This window comes from Rhizobacter sp. P2_G4 (assembly GCF_056403575.1).
Genome location: NZ_JBFUFG010000003.1, coordinates 122,091 through 135,792, shown reverse-complemented (window position 1 = coordinate 135,792; position 13,702 = coordinate 122,091). Strand labels below are relative to the sequence as shown.

Sequence of the window (13,702 nt, the reverse complement as noted above, 5' to 3'; positions counted from 1 at the left end):
ATCATCGCCGAAGGCTGAATGTTCAGCGCGTGCTCGCGCTGGCGCCTCACTGCATGGATCTCTCTCTTGCCCTGCGGGAGGGAAAGACCACGCTCTTCTCCACCCAGCTCCTGAACTTCACCGACTCCAGGTTCGTCGCCTTGTCGAGATAGGCGAGCAATGCGTCTTCACGAATTCGCGGATAGCTTTCGGAGCCAAAGGTTTTGACGTCCTGGGCGAGCATTCTGCGGATCGAGTCGTCCCGCGGAAGGCTGGGGAGGACCTTGCGAACATCGCGCAGAAGAAGCCACCTGTATCGATGATCGTCCTCGGCGACGTCGATGAGCGTTCCCCGGTAAGAAAACTGACGCCCTTCGATGTCGCGGTACGCAAGCGCTCGCAGTGAGCGATATGCGTCGATGGCCAGATCCACGATCGGCCTCGCAAAAGCCAGCGAGAGAACAAGCGAGCTGTAGACCAACCCTTCCGGACCCTGGGTGACCCACGCCCAATAGGTCACAACTGCGCACGCCAGCACGCGAATCAGGATGGACTTCATGGGGCTGAGTCGTACCAACGCACGGAAACTTACTTCGTACATCAGCGACCGTAGCGCGGTCAGCTCTTCTTGCTACCGATCATGAGGGCAGCACTCAGGGCACTCAGCACGCCGAGCACCGCGCAGCACCCCATCACCCAGCGAAAGCCATCGACGAAGGCCAGGCCGATGGCGTGCTTGATGGCCGCCGCGGTCGCCTTGTCGACGCCCTGCGGAATCTCGATCGCGGCCAGCCGGTGCCGCTGCTGCTCGATCGCGTTGAAGAGCTTGGGCGGCAACTGCAGCTCGCGCAGGCCCGAGCGCAGGGTCTCGTCGAAGGCATGCGCCATCAGGATGCCGAACACGGCAATCGCGAGCAGCCCAGCCACGCGCGATGCGGCGTTGTTGATGCCCGACGCGATGCCGGCCTGGTCGGTGGCGACGGCATTCATCACCGTCGTGGTGAGCGGCGTCACCGTGATGACCATGCCGAGCCCGAGTGCGAAGACGGCGGGAAAGAACGTGACCCAGTAGCTGCCGCCGATCGACGGCCAGGCGAACAGTGCAAAGCCCAGCGCGGCGATGAGCGGCCCCACGACGAGCGGCAGCTTCGGCCCCACCTTGTCGACCAGCTTGCCCGACCAGCGCGAGAGCAGGAACATGATCGCGATGAAGGGCAGCAAGGCCGCGCCGGCCGCGGCCGCGTCGTAGCCCTGCACCTGGATGAGGTTGAGCGGCAGGTAATAAAGCCCGCCGCCCAGCGCCGCGTACAGCAGCAAGGTGAGCAGGTTCGCCCCCGCAAATTCGGCGCTGCGAAACAGGCCCAGCGGCAGCATCGGTGCAGCCACGTGGGCTTCTTCGCGAACGAAGAACGCGAGACCCAGCGCGCCGATCAGCAGCGCCCCCAGCACCTCGATCGACGACCAGCCGAGGTTCGGTGCCTGGATGAAGGCATAGACCACGCCCGCCAGGCCCACCGTCACGAGCGACGCGCCGCGCACGTCCACACCGCCTGCCTGGTGGCTGCGGCTCTCGGGCACCTTGAGCGCGGTCATCACCAGCAGCGCCACGCCGAACGGCAGGTTGACCAGAAAGGCCCAGGCCCACGAGTAGTGGTCGATGAGCCAGCCGCCAATCACCGGGCCGAGCGCGGCCGTCACGCCACTGAAGGCCGACCAGGTGCCAATGGCGCGCCCGCGTTCGCCTTCGGGGAACACGGCGCTGATCAGCGAGAGGCTGCCCGGCACCAGCAGCGCCGCACCGATGCCCTGCACCGCGCGGGCCACGATCAGGCTCGTGGCCGTGGGTGACAAGGCGCACGCCAGCGACGTGAGCGAGAAGATCACTGCGCCGACCATGAAGACCCGTCGCCGACCGAATCGATCGCCGAGCACCCCACCGACCAGCAGCAACGCCGCGAGGAAGAGCGCATACGACTCGATCACCCACTGCGCTTCGGAGGCGCTGGCACCGAGGTCACGCTGGATGGCCGGGATGCCGACGTTGACGACCGAGCCGTCGATGAAGGCCATGCTCGAGCCGAGGATCGCAGCCGCCAGCGTCCAGCGCTTGGCGGACGCCGTGCAATCCGCCGCCTCGCTGCCGCGCAAGACAACGCCCGCGTCGCATGGGAGGCGCCCAAGCGGATTCAATCAAGCCACCTTCGGAATGTCATGTCGAGCAGCTCCGCGTGTTGCCAGAAGCCGGAGTATCCCGTCCAGATGCAGACGAGACGGCTTCGAGCTTTCGAGAACCTTGCACAGCGCAATGGTGTTCGGACTGCCATGGCCCATCGGGTTCTTCCCTGTAGAAGTTTTGGCGTTTACTAAACAGGATCGGCTTCCTACACTCGCCGCGCCATTCGCGTTCTCCGCACTCTCTTCACGCTCTCTGGGTGGACACCGTGACTTCATCGCCCTCTTCTTCCAACCTTTCTCGCCGCCTGCGCTGGCCGCATGGCGAGGCCGAGTTGCAGGCGCTCGGCGGCATGTTGGCGCCGGTGGTGTTTCGCTCGCCGGGCTCGCCAGACTTCTCACCGTTGCAAATCGCACCCTGGGCCGACGAACCCGGCGCCGATGCCTGGCCCGGCGCGCTGGGGCGGCTGCGCGGCGAATGGCCTTGCGTGCCCTTTGGCCGTTGCGATCGGCCAGCCGATCTGGCCCCTGGCTGGCTGCCTCTGGACCCGGGCGACACCTGGGGCCACGGCTATTCATCAAACCACAGCTGGCAGTGGCTCGACTTGACCGACCCGCTCGCCCTCGGCATGCAGATCGACATGCCGCCCGGGCAGCCTGTGCAGCGGCTGACGCGAATCGTGCGTGCCGTGAATGACGAGCCCTCGTTGGACATTGAGCTACATATCACCACCGGGCGTCATTGCACCTTGCCGATTGCACTGCACCCCACGCTGAGCCTGACTGCGGGTCGCGTCACGCTCAGCGTGGCGCACGACGGCCCGGGGCTGAGCTACCCGGTGCCCGCCGAGCCCGGCCACTCGCGCATCGAACCGAACGTCCGCTTCGACGCGCTCCAAGCCGTTCCGCTCGCCGATGGAACGACGGGTGACTTCGGCCATTACCCGCAGCCCGCCGACAGCGAAGACCTGATGCAGCTCATGAACGTCCGCGGCCCCGTCACCGCACACTACCTCGACGCCGGCTGGTCACTGACGATCGACTGGGACCGTTCACTGCTGCCCGACGTGATGCTGTGGGTCAGCCATGGCGGGCGCCTTTATGCGCCGTGGAACGGACGCCACCGTGCGCTCGGCATCGAGCCGCTGAACGGCGCGTTTGACCTGGGCCGGGTGGCGCAGCCGCCCAGCGACAACCCGCTCGCCGGGCGCGTCGGCGTGCAGCTCGCGCCCGGCAAACCGTGCGTGATCCGGTCGCGGCTGTCGGCCCGGCCAGAGAAGGCATCGCCATGAGCCTCAAACCCGACGACTTGCGCCTGCCCGGCGGCGTGACCATCCGCGACATTGCCCAGGCGGCCGGCGTCTCGATCGGCACCGTGTCGCGCGCGCTGAAGAACCAGCGCGGTCTCTCCGACGAAACACGCCGCGAGGTGCGCGAAGTGGCCCGCAAGCTCGGCTACGACCCCGCGCGGCTGCGCTCGGCCAAGGCGCGGCGGCTGGTGTTCATGATCCACCGCCACCACAGCAGCTTTTCGCTCAACCCGTTCTTCTCGCAGGTGATGCACGGCGTGGAAGAGGCCAGCCGCGAGTTCGGCGTGGTGCCCACCGTGCTGAGCGCCGGCCCTGCCGACCCGGTACGCAACCTGCTGCGCATGCACGAGCCTGACGCGCTGATGGCCGCCGGCTTCTTCGAGACCGAGGTGATTGACCTGCTGCGGGCCATGGACCTGCCGCTCGCGCTGGTCGACTTCTGGATGCCCGGCTGCCGCAGCGTGAACCCCGACAACCTGCAAGGCGGCTACCTCGCCACCAAGCACCTGCTCGACCGTGGCTACCGGCGCGTCGCCTTCCTGGCCGGCTCGTTGGCGCACTTCAGCATCCGCGAGCGCGAGCGGGGCTATCGCCGAGCGCTGTTCGAAGCCGGCGTGCTGGCCGACCCCGACCTCGAAGTCACCGCGCCGCCCGGCATGGACACGCAAAGCGGCGCCGAAGCCGCGATGCGCGCGCTGCTCAAGCTGCGCCCGCGGCCCGATGCCGTGTTCGCCTACAACGACATGGCCGCGCTGGTCGCCATGCGCGTGTGCGAGGCAGCCGGCCTGCGAGTTCCCGACGACATCGCCTTCGTCGGCTTCGACGACATCCCCGCCGCGGCCTATGGCTCCATGGGCCTGACGACCCTGCGTGTCGACAAGGAGATGCTCGGCCGCACCGGCGTCGAGATGGTGATGCACGGCGACGACATGCCGCAGGACATCGTTCAGCCTGTCGAACTGGTGGTGCGAGACAGCTCCGGCGGCGCCGGCAATGCGAACTAAACAGTGGTTTTGTTTCGCTGACTGCGATGGATCCAGAGCGGGATAGTCCCGTCAAGATTATCGGAGGCTGAATTTATTCTTAACGTTGTGACAACGATCGTCCGTTCGTCACTCCAACAAATCCGTAGGAGACAAACCAAATGACAAGCCCCCATTCGTACATCCGCCCGTTGCGCAGAACGCTGATCGTCGCTGCCTGCGGACTGGCCCTGAGCGGCATGGCCGCCGCACAGCAGAGCGTCGAGGTGCTGCACTGGTGGACATCGGGAGGTGAAGCCGCTGCGCTGAACGTGCTGAAGGGCAACCTCGAGAAGCAAGGCGTGACCTGGAACGACATGCCCGTCGCCGGTGGCGGTGGTGAAGCCGCGATGACCGCGGTGCGCGCGCGTGTGACCTCGGGCAACCCGCCCACCGCCGTGCAGCTGCTCGGCTTCGACATCCAGGACTGGGCCAAGCAAGGCGTGCTGGCCGACCTGAACGCCGTGGCCGCCAAGGAAGGCTGGGACAAGTCGGTCCCGACCGCCCTGCAGGCCTTCTCCAAGTACAACGGCAAGTGGATCGCCGCCCCGGTGAACGTGCACTCGACCAACTGGGTCTGGGCCAACAAAGAGGTGCTGACCAAGGCTGGCGTGACGACCATGCCGACCAGCTTCGACGAGTTCATCGCCGCGGCCGAGAAGGTGCAGAAGGCCGGCTTCATCGCGCTGGCCCACGGCGGCCAGCCGTGGCAAGACGCCACCTTGTTCGACAGCATCGTGCTCACCACCGGCGGCATCGACTTCTACAAGAAGTCCATGGTGCAGAAGGACAAGGCGGCGCTGGGCTCGCCCACCATGCTGAAGGTGTTCGACCGCATGAGCCAGCTGCGCAAGCTGGTCGACAAGGACTTCTCCAACCGCGACTGGAACCTCGCCTCAGCGATGGTCATCAGCGGCAAGGCGGGCTTCCAGATGATGGGCGACTGGGCCAAGGGCGAGTTCATCAACGCCAAGAAGAAGCCGGGTGTGGACTTCATCTGCATGCGCTTCCCCGGCACGCAGGGCATGGTCAGCTTCAACTCCGACCAGTTCGCGATGTTCAAGGTCGGCGCCGACAAGTCGGCCGCCCAGGTCAAGATGGCCAGCGCGGTGATGGACCCGTCGTTCCAGTCGGCCTTCAACGTGGTGAAGGGCTCCGTGCCGGCACGCACCGACGTGCCCGACACCGCCTTCGACGACTGCGGCAAGAAGGGCATCAAGGACCTCGCCGAAGCCAACAGCAAGGGCACCCTGGTCGGCTCCATGGCCCACGGCCATGCCGTGCCAGCCGGCATCAAGAACGCCTTCTACGACGTGATCACGCGCCACTTCAATGGCCAGATCGACAGCAAGGCGGCGGTGAAGGAAATGGTGGCTGCGGTCGACAACTGAAAGACCGTCCCCCCCAGATTCCGTTCGGGCTGAGCCCGTCGAAGCCGGCGCATGTTGCGGTGCCGGCACTTCGACAAGCTCAGTGCGAACGGGATCGGGCGCGGGGTGACGTGGGACGGCTCACAAGGCCAGCCCGTGTTCACCCTGCTCCTTCGCCCTGATGCGTCACACCAATGCTTCGACTCCTCAGCCCGAACGGCCCGTGGCTCATGCCTGTCCTGATTGAACTTCCCGCATGAAAGCTCCCCTCATCGCCAAGGCCGTGCTGTCACCCAGCGTGCTGCTGATCGGTGCCTGCGTCTACGGCTACATCGCCTTTACCGGCTGGCTCTCGTTCACCGCGTCGACCATGATGACGACGCTCACCTATTCCGGCCCCGAAGCGTACGTGCGCCTGATGGGGCTGAACAACTGGATCCTGTCGGTCAAGAACCTCGGCATCTTCGCCACGCTCTACATCGTGGGCTGCGGCATCCTTGGCCTGCTGCTCGCCGTGCTGATCGACCAGAAAATCCGCGCCGAGTCCGGCTTCCGCTCGATCTTTCTCTACCCGATGGCGTTGTCGTTCATCGTCACCGGCACCGCCTGGAAGTGGCTGATGGACCCAAGCATCGGCCTCGAGCGCTCCATGCATGCCATCGGCTGGGACAGCTTCGCCTTCGGCTGGGTGAAAGACAGCGACCTCGCCATCTACTGCGTGGTGATCGCCGCGGTGTGGCAGACCTCGGGCTTCGTGATGGCGCTCTTTCTCGCCGGGCTGCGCGGTGTCGATGCCGAGGTGGTCAACGCCGCGCGGCTCGATGGCGCACGCCCCTGGCGCATCTACCAGCGCGTGATCTTTCCGCAGCTCGGTGCGAGCTTCATCTCGGCCTTCGTGATCCTGGCGCACATGTCGATCAAGTCCTACGACCTCGTCATCGCGCTCACCAACGGTGGGCCGGGCCGGGCCAGCTGGTTGCCGTCTCTCTTCATGTACCAGTACACCTTTACCCGCAACGAGATGGCAGTCGGTGCGGCCAGCGCCGTGCTGATGCTGATCGCCATCGCGATCGTCGTGATCCCGTACATCCTGCGCGAAACGCGCGGCGAGGGCCGCCATGTCTGAACGCAGCTTCTCCGCCGTGTGGCCACGCGTGCTGCTCTACACGCTGCTGGTCTTCTTCGCACTGCTCTTCGCGATGCCGCTGTACGTGATGCTCGTCAACTCGGTGAAGCCGCTCGACGAGATTCGTGCCGGCGACATGATGGCCTGGCCGCACGAACTCACCTTCCAGCCTTGGCACGACGCCTGGAGCTTGGCGCAGATAGGCGTGCAGGCCACCGGCCTCAAGCCATATTTCATCAACAGCTTCCTGATGGCGATCCCGGGCGTGGCCATCTCCACCGCCATCGGTGCGCTGAACGGCTACGTGCTCACGCAGTTCCGCTTTCGCGGTTCACACGTGGTGTTTGCTCTGCTGATGTTCTCGGTGTTCATTCCGTTCCAGATCGTGCTGATTCCGATGGCGCACACGCTCGGCATGCTGCACCTGGCTGGCACGGTGCCCGGGCTGATCCTGGTGCACGTGGTCTACGGCATCGGCTTCACCACCCTCTTCTTCCGCAACTACTACGCCGCCTTCCCGGGTGAGCTGGTGCGCTCAGCACGCATGGACGGTGCGGGCTTCTGGCGCCTGTTCTGGCGGCTGCTGCTGCCCAACAGCGGGCCGATCATCGTCGTGTCGATCATCTGGCAGTTCACCAACATCTGGAACGACTTCCTGTTCGGTGCTTCGTTCAGCGACTACAGCAGCTTCCCGATCACCGTGGCGCTGAACAACCTCGTGAATTCGAGCACCGGGGTCAAGGAATACAACGTGCACTTCGCAGCGGCCTTCATCGCCGGAGCGCCCACGTTGGCCGTCTACATCCTTTCCGGCAAATATTTCGTTCGTGGCCTCATGGCCGGCTCCGTCAAAGGCTAAAACAACATGGCAGACCTGGCCCTTCGCGGCATCCACAAACTCTTCGGCACCGTGCGCGTGCTGCACGAGATCGACATTCACCTGCCCGACGGCGAGTTCCTCGTGCTGGTTGGCCCGTCCGGCTGCGGCAAGAGCACGCTGATGAATTTGATCGCCGGGCTCGAAGAGCCCAGCGGCGGCAGCATCGAACTCGGTGGCAAGAACATCACCAACGTCGGCCCCGCCGACCGCAACATCTCGATGGTGTTCCAGTCGTACGCGCTCTACCCGAACATGACGGTCGCGGCCAACATCGCCTTCCCGCTCGAGATGCGCGGCGTGCCCAAGGCCGAGCGCGACAAGACGGTGGCCTCGGTGTCGTCCACGCTGCAGATCGGCCACCTGCTCGACCGCCGGCCGCGCCAGCTCTCAGGTGGACAGCGCCAGCGGGTCGCAATCGGCCGCGCACTGGCACGCGAGCCGCAGCTCTTCCTGTTCGACGAGCCGCTTTCCAACCTCGACGCCAAGCTGCGCGTCGACATGCGCGCTGAGATCAAGCGCCTGCACATGCGCACCGGCGTGACGACCATCTACGTGACGCACGACCAGGTCGAGGCCATGACGCTCGGCTCGCGCATCGCCGTGCTCAACGGCGGTCGCATCCAGCAGCTCGCCACGCCGCTCGAGATCTACACCCGGCCGGCCAACCGCTTCGTGGCCGAATTCATCGGCTCGCCGTCGATCAATATGTTCGAGGCCACGCGAGACGCCTCCGGTGCGATGCGCTTGCCCGATGGCGCGGTGATCGGCGAGCTGGCGCAGGGGCCGACGGGCAAGGTGGCCGTCGGCGTGCGGCCTGAAGACCTGTCGATCCGCGACGACGGCCAGCTGCAGGGCCGCATCTCGCTCGTCGAGCCCACCGGGCCGGAAACCTATGCGCTGATCGACCTGGGCCACACCGAGATCACGGTGCGCATGAGCGGCCTGCCGAATGTGGAGCTAGGCGCCGCCGTGCGGGTGCACGTGCCGCCGGCTTCCATCCACGTGTTCGCGGCCGATACCGGCCTGCGCCTGAACTGAAGGAGCCGCCATGCGTTGGGGATTCATCGGAGCCAGCAACATCGCCGAGCGCGTCATCGCCTCGCTGCGCAAGCTGCCGGGCCAGGAGCTGGTCGGCGTGGTGTCGCGCGGCGCCGAGCGCGCCAAGGAGTTCGCGGCAGCGCAAGGCCTGGCGCAGGCGCACACCGACCTCGCAACCTTTTTACGTGAAGGCCGCTTCGACGCCGTCTACATCAGCTCGACCAATGAGCAGCACTGTGCGCAGACACTGGCCTCGCTCGAAGCCGGCTGCCACGTGATGTGCGAAAAGCCGCTCGCGATGAGCGTGGACGACGCGAACCGCATGGTGGCCGAAGCAGCCGCGCGCAAACTCGTGCTGGCCACCAACCACCACCTGCGTGCCTCCGACTGCCACCGCCAGATGCGCGAGCTGATCGCCAATGGTGCGATTGGCCGGGTGCACGGCGCGCAGGTGTCGCACGCGGTCTACCTGCCGCCGCACCTGCAAGGCTGGCGGCTCGACAAACCCGATGCCGGCGGCGGCGTGGTGCTCGACATCCTGGTGCACGACGTCGACGTGCTGCGCTTCCTGCTGCAGGCCGAGCCGCGTCGCATTCACACCAGCGTGTCGCAGATCGGCCTCGGCCAGGGCGAGGTCGAAGACAGCGCGATGAGCGTGATCGAGTTCGATGGTGGCCTGCTCGCGCAAGCCCACCAATCCTTCGTCGCCAAGCACGCCATCACGAGGCTGCATGTGCTGGGCACCGAAGGCAACCTGTACGCCGAAGCCTCGATGACCTCGGCCGGCTCCGGCCGCCTATGGATTCGCGATGCGCAAGGCGAACGCGAATTGCCGGTGCAGACCGTCGACCTGTATGGCGAAGGCTTCGCCGCCTTCATCCGCGCCTGTGCCGGCCAGGGCGCCCCGCTCGCCACCGGCACCGACGGCGCACGTTCGATGGCCGCCGCATTGGCCGGCCTGGCCAGTGCCCGCAGCGGGTGCCGCGAAACCATCACCTGACAACCCACCCACCTCGATGTTGGAGGACAGAACCATGGAAGCCTGGATGAACGATGTGCCCGCCGCCGTGCGGGCCACCCAACGCCAACTCAGGGCCGAGGTGCCCGACCTGGCCGGCCGCTACGCGCTGCTCAGCGAAGCACTGAACGACGAGGTGAGCGCGGTGCGCGCCGAGCAGGCGCAGGGCGGCGCGGTGCCCGAGCTGCGTTATGCCGACGTGATCAACGGCATGGTGTCGCCCGCGCAGAGCGCCCGCATCAAGCGGCGCGGCTGCGTGGTGATCCGCGGCGTGTTCGACCCGGCCCAGGTGAACGAATGGAACGACTCCATCGTGCGCTACATCGACGAGGTGCGTTACCTGGAGCGCATGCCCGAGAAAGCCGGGCTCGACAAATACTTCAGCGCACTCGGCTCCAGCAAGCCGCAGATCTTCAGCCTCTACTGGTCGCGCGCGCAGATGGAGGCGCGGCAGCACCCGAACCTCGCCGCCACGCGGGCCTGGCTCAACCACCTGTGGACCTTCGAGAAGAACGGCAAGCGCTACTTCGACCCCGACCGCCAGTTCAACTACGCCGACCGCATCCGTCGCCGCCAGCCGGGCGATTCGACGCTTGGGCTCTCACCGCACTCCGATGGTGGCTCTGTGGAGCGCTGGTGCGAGCCGACCTTCCGCCACGTTTACCGCGAGGTGTTCAAGGGCGACCCGCTGGCCTTCGACCCCTTCGATGCCGAAGGCCGCACCACCACGCGCGAGATCCCGTCGCCGGCGGTGTGCTCGGCCTTCCGCACCTTCCAGGGCTGGACGGCCCTGACCAAGCAAGGCCCGGGCGATGGCACGCTCCGGCTCATTCCCATCGCGAAGACCACGCCGTGGATGCTGCTGCGCGCACTGCAACCCGACGTGCCCGAGGGCGACCTCTGCGGCGCGCAACCGGGCCGTGCACTCGGTGCCTCGCCGCAATGGCACCCCGAGCTACTGGCCGGCCTGGTGCCCATTCCGCTGGTTGGCCCGGGCGACACCGTGTGGTGGCACTCCGACGTGATCCACGCGGTGGAAGACCAGCACGGCGGCAGCGGCTACAGCAACGTGATCTACATCGGCGGCGCGCCGTGGTGCGACAAGAACGCCGCCTTCGCAGAGAAGCAGGCAGCAGCCTTCGTGGATGGCCGCAGCAGCCCCGACTTCGCCCCCGAAAACTACGAAGTCGGATTCGAAGGCCGCGCCCACCCCGAAGACCTGACGCCGCTCGGCCAGATGCAGATGGGCTTGCGCCCGTGGTCTTGATTCATTTCTCGTCCCCAACGACCATGCCCGATTTCCGCAGCCCCGAGTTTCTGCTCGGCCACATACGCCACACGCTGGCCTTCTATGACGGGCGTTGCCTCGACCCGACGGGTGGCTTTTTCCATTTCTTCAAGGACGGCGGCACGGTCTACGACAGGCGCACACGCCACCTCGTCAGCAGCACCCGCTTCGTCTTCAACCATGCGATGGCCTACCGGCGCTTTGGCGACGCCGCCTATCAAGAGAGTGCTCGCCACGGCTTGCGCTTTCTTCAGCAAGCCCACGCCCAACCGCAAGGCGGCTACGCGTGGCAGGTGTCCTGGGACGGCCAGCGCGCGGCTGTGCAAGACGGTACCAACCACTGCTACGGCCTCGCCTTCGTGCTGCTGGCGCATGCCCACGCGTTGATGGCCGGTATTGAAGAAGCAAGAGCGGGAATTGCAGAGACATTTGCGCTGATGGAGCAACGCTTCTGGGAGCCCGCGCACGGCCTCTATGCCGACGAAGCCACTCCCGACTGGCAGGTGGGCTCGTACCGCGGCCAGAACGCCAACATGCACAGCTGCGAAGCCATGATCGCGGCCTTCGACGCGACCAAAGAGCCGCGCTACCTGCAACGCGCTTTGACGCTCGCCGAATCCATCACGCAGCGCCAGGCGGCACTGGCCCGAACCGACCTCGGCGACCTGGTGTGGGAACACTACCGAGCCGACTGGTCGGTGGACTGGGACTACAACCGCGACGACAAGACGAACATTTTTCGGCCGTGGGGCTTCCAGACCGGGCATCTGACGGAATGGGCCAAGCTGCTGATGCAGCTCGAAGCGCATCTGCCGGCTGACCAGCGGCCCGCGTGGCTGCTGCCGACGGCACAGCGCTTCTTCGATACCGCCATGCGTTTTGGCTGGGATGCGGCGAACGGCGGGCTGGTCTACGGCTTCGCGCCCGACGGCCAGGTCTGCGATGCCGACAAGTACTTCTGGGTCCAGGCCGAAAGCTTCGCCGCTGCCGCACTGCTCGCGCTGCGCACCGGTGACGACGCCTATTGGACCTGGTACGACAAGCTGTGGACCTACAGCTGGGCCCACATGGTCGACCACCAGCATGGCGCCTGGTACCGCATCCGCACGCCCGACAACCGCGCGTACTCGGATGAGAAGAGCCCGGCGGGCAAGACGGATTACCACACCATGGGGGCTTGCTACGACGTGCTGCGGGGCTTGGGTGCCTGACCCGTTCGGGGTGGCCCGTCGACAAACTGAGGACATCACGTGACAATGCGCCACATCGTCTTGCTGAAATTCCGCCCCGAAGCGCGCGCGGTCGACATCGCGCAAGTCGAATCCGCCTTCGCCGCCCTCGCCTCGCAGATCACCGAAGTGCAAAGCCTCGAATGGGGCACCAACTCGAGCCCCGAAGGCCTGGACCACGGCTTCACCCATTGCTTCACACTGGGCTTTGCCGATGCGGCAGCACGCGATACCTACCTCGTGCATCCTCGCCACCAGGCCTTCTCGGCCCTTGCCCACCCTCATCTCGCCGATGTGCTGGTGCTCGACTACGACACTGCCGCAACCGAACGCCCATGACCGACCACACAAAACTCCAGGCCGACATCGCCAAGCTCATCGAACAGGACCGCCGATTGCAGCTGCCGATGCTCGACGCCGAGATTGCCTGGGCGCTGGGCAGCCGCTTGCGCGACGCGGCGCTGGCCCGCCAAGCCGCGGTGACGATCGAGATCCGCATCGGTGCAGAGACGGTCTTCTTCCACGCCATGCGCGGCACCGCACCGGCCAACGCCGACTGGGCTCGCCGCAAGCGCAACCTCAGCGAGCTGCTCGACCAGAGCAGCTACCTCATCGGCCGAGAACTCGCGCTCGAGGGCAGCACCCTCGAGGAGAAGATGGGCCTGGCGACACGCGACTACGCGGCGCACGGCGGCAGCGTGCCGCTTCGCGTGAACGGCACTCGCTTCGGCACCGTCACGGTCTCGGGTCTGCCGCAGCGTGAAGATCACCTCATGGTGATCGAACAACTCGCCCCTTTGGCAGGCGTTTCACTGGCCGAAATCGCATTGGCCTGACACGTCAGCGAAGTCCTACGCAGGGTCGCTTATTCCGCCTACATCGGGGGTCGCAGATGACCCCTCGACCAGCGATGCTGTGCCCTGGAAACTTGACACCAGATGGTGATCGGTTGTCGATCGCAAAGGACCTCCAATGCTCAAACAAGCAACCCTTGCCCAACCCCTTGCCGCTCGCTCGCCCGAGGGCGTTCATTCCACGATTCCCGCGGGTCCGTGCTGGATCCTCGAAGGCATGTCGTGGGTCACGGTGTTCTGGAACGGCGAAACCGGGCGGCAGTCCGCCGGCGTTCCGATCCGCGACTACAACGCCTATGTGTCGCGCGGGCTCATCAACGATGTGGCGCCGCGCAACACGCAGCCGTCGCTGCTGTCCCGCTCGCTGAACCTCGGTGGCCGAAGCGCCACGGCGCTTCAGCACTGATCCGAAGATC

14 protein-coding genes are annotated in these 13,702 nt (G+C 65.9%); 12 read left to right on the top strand and 2 right to left on the bottom strand.

The genetic code is table 11. From position 1 onward, the window contains the following. Positions 1 to 46: 46 nt before the first annotated feature. Both AC1DYS_RS13495 and AC1DYS_RS13490 read right to left on the bottom strand, forming a co-directional pair. Positions 47 to 538 (bottom strand): hypothetical protein, encoded by a 492-nt coding sequence (locus tag AC1DYS_RS13495; protein ID WP_477899871.1) that lies wholly within the window; start codon positions 536 to 538, stop codon positions 47 to 49. Positions 539 to 597: 59 nt separating this feature from the next. Beyond that, positions 598 to 2,169: an MFS transporter gene (locus AC1DYS_RS13490; RefSeq protein ID WP_477899869.1), complete on the bottom strand. Its 1,572-nt coding sequence runs from the start codon at positions 2,167 to 2,169 to the stop codon at positions 598 to 600. A gap of 251 nt (positions 2,170 to 2,420) precedes the next feature. Here AC1DYS_RS13490 and AC1DYS_RS13485 point away from each other — a divergent pair, with 251 nt between their 5' ends. The 12 genes from AC1DYS_RS13485 (at position 2,421) to AC1DYS_RS13430 (ending at position 13,692) form a co-directional block, all read left to right on the top strand. Then, on the top strand, positions 2,421 to 3,443 hold the full coding sequence (locus AC1DYS_RS13485) for a hypothetical protein (RefSeq protein ID WP_477899867.1): 1,023 nt from the start codon (positions 2,421 to 2,423) through the stop codon (positions 3,441 to 3,443). Next, the gene (locus tag AC1DYS_RS13480; protein WP_477899865.1) at positions 3,440 to 4,465 is read left to right on the top strand and encodes a LacI family DNA-binding transcriptional regulator; all 1,026 of its coding nucleotides are present in this window, start codon (positions 3,440 to 3,442) and stop codon (positions 4,463 to 4,465) included. The genes AC1DYS_RS13485 and AC1DYS_RS13480 overlap by 4 nt, the downstream gene beginning before the upstream one ends. Positions 4,466 to 4,605: 140 nt before the next feature. Further along, positions 4,606 to 5,874, top strand: a complete 1,269-nt coding sequence (locus tag AC1DYS_RS13475; protein ID WP_477899863.1) for an ABC transporter substrate-binding protein — start codon at positions 4,606 to 4,608, stop codon at positions 5,872 to 5,874. A gap of 235 nt (positions 5,875 to 6,109) precedes the next feature. After that, positions 6,110 to 6,979: a carbohydrate ABC transporter permease gene (locus tag AC1DYS_RS13470; protein ID WP_477899861.1), complete on the top strand. Its 870-nt coding sequence runs from the start codon at positions 6,110 to 6,112 to the stop codon at positions 6,977 to 6,979. After that, on the top strand, positions 6,972 to 7,838 hold the full coding sequence (locus AC1DYS_RS13465; RefSeq protein WP_477899859.1) for a carbohydrate ABC transporter permease: 867 nt from the start codon (positions 6,972 to 6,974) through the stop codon (positions 7,836 to 7,838). Before AC1DYS_RS13470 ends, AC1DYS_RS13465 begins: the two co-directional genes overlap by 8 nt. 6 nt (positions 7,839 to 7,844) lie before the next feature. Continuing rightward, positions 7,845 to 8,897, top strand: coding sequence for an ABC transporter ATP-binding protein (locus tag AC1DYS_RS13460; RefSeq protein WP_477899857.1), 1,053 nt, complete (start codon positions 7,845 to 7,847; stop codon positions 8,895 to 8,897). A 10-nt stretch (positions 8,898 to 8,907) separates the two neighbouring features. Beyond that, positions 8,908 to 9,897, top strand: a complete 990-nt coding sequence (locus tag AC1DYS_RS13455; protein WP_477899855.1) for a Gfo/Idh/MocA family protein — start codon at positions 8,908 to 8,910, stop codon at positions 9,895 to 9,897. 34 nt (positions 9,898 to 9,931) lie between these two features. Further along, entirely contained in the window at positions 9,932 to 11,182 is a 1,251-nt protein-coding gene (locus tag AC1DYS_RS13450) for a YbiU family protein (RefSeq protein ID WP_477899854.1), read from the top strand. Between the two features lie 23 nt (positions 11,183 to 11,205). Further along, complete coding sequence (locus tag AC1DYS_RS13445) at positions 11,206 to 12,414, top strand: AGE family epimerase/isomerase (protein ID WP_477899853.1); 1,209 nt, start codon at positions 11,206 to 11,208, stop codon at positions 12,412 to 12,414. A gap of 45 nt (positions 12,415 to 12,459) precedes the next feature. Then, positions 12,460 to 12,771, top strand: a complete 312-nt coding sequence (locus tag AC1DYS_RS13440) for a Dabb family protein (RefSeq protein WP_477900823.1) — start codon at positions 12,460 to 12,462, stop codon at positions 12,769 to 12,771. Further along, positions 12,768 to 13,268 carry a heme-degrading domain-containing protein gene (locus tag AC1DYS_RS13435; protein WP_477899852.1) on the top strand — a complete coding sequence of 167 codons (501 nt, stop codon included), beginning with the start codon at positions 12,768 to 12,770 and terminating at the stop codon, positions 13,266 to 13,268. Before AC1DYS_RS13440 ends, AC1DYS_RS13435 begins: the two co-directional genes overlap by 4 nt. A gap of 136 nt (positions 13,269 to 13,404) precedes the next feature. Continuing rightward, entirely contained in the window at positions 13,405 to 13,692 is a 288-nt protein-coding gene (locus tag AC1DYS_RS13430) for a hypothetical protein (RefSeq protein WP_477899851.1), read from the top strand. Positions 13,693 to 13,702: the final 10 nt, after the last annotated feature.

Excerpts from the sequence above, each read along its gene's own strand:
- AC1DYS_RS13465 (WP_477899859.1), top strand. The coding sequence starts at position 6,972 with ATGTCTGAACGCAGCTTCTCCGCCGTGTGGCCACGCGTGCTGCTCTAC.
- AC1DYS_RS13480 (WP_477899865.1), top strand. The coding sequence starts at position 3,440 with ATGAGCCTCAAACCCGACGACTTGCGCCTGCCCGGCGGCGTGACCATC.
- AC1DYS_RS13445 (WP_477899853.1), top strand. The coding sequence starts at position 11,206 with ATGCCCGATTTCCGCAGCCCCGAGTTTCTGCTCGGCCACATACGCCAC.
- AC1DYS_RS13455 (WP_477899855.1), top strand. The coding sequence starts at position 8,908 with ATGCGTTGGGGATTCATCGGAGCCAGCAACATCGCCGAGCGCGTCATC.
- AC1DYS_RS13495 (WP_477899871.1), bottom strand. The coding sequence starts at position 538 with ATGAAGTCCATCCTGATTCGCGTGCTGGCGTGCGCAGTTGTGACCTAT.
- AC1DYS_RS13435 (WP_477899852.1), top strand. The coding sequence starts at position 12,768 with ATGACCGACCACACAAAACTCCAGGCCGACATCGCCAAGCTCATCGAA.
- AC1DYS_RS13450 (WP_477899854.1), top strand. The coding sequence starts at position 9,932 with ATGGAAGCCTGGATGAACGATGTGCCCGCCGCCGTGCGGGCCACCCAA.
- AC1DYS_RS13440 (WP_477900823.1), top strand. The coding sequence starts at position 12,460 with ATGCGCCACATCGTCTTGCTGAAATTCCGCCCCGAAGCGCGCGCGGTC.
- AC1DYS_RS13475 (WP_477899863.1), top strand. The coding sequence starts at position 4,606 with ATGACAAGCCCCCATTCGTACATCCGCCCGTTGCGCAGAACGCTGATC.
- AC1DYS_RS13430 (WP_477899851.1), top strand. The coding sequence starts at position 13,405 with ATGCTCAAACAAGCAACCCTTGCCCAACCCCTTGCCGCTCGCTCGCCC.
- AC1DYS_RS13470 (WP_477899861.1), top strand. The coding sequence starts at position 6,110 with ATGAAAGCTCCCCTCATCGCCAAGGCCGTGCTGTCACCCAGCGTGCTG.
- AC1DYS_RS13460 (WP_477899857.1), top strand. The coding sequence starts at position 7,845 with ATGGCAGACCTGGCCCTTCGCGGCATCCACAAACTCTTCGGCACCGTG.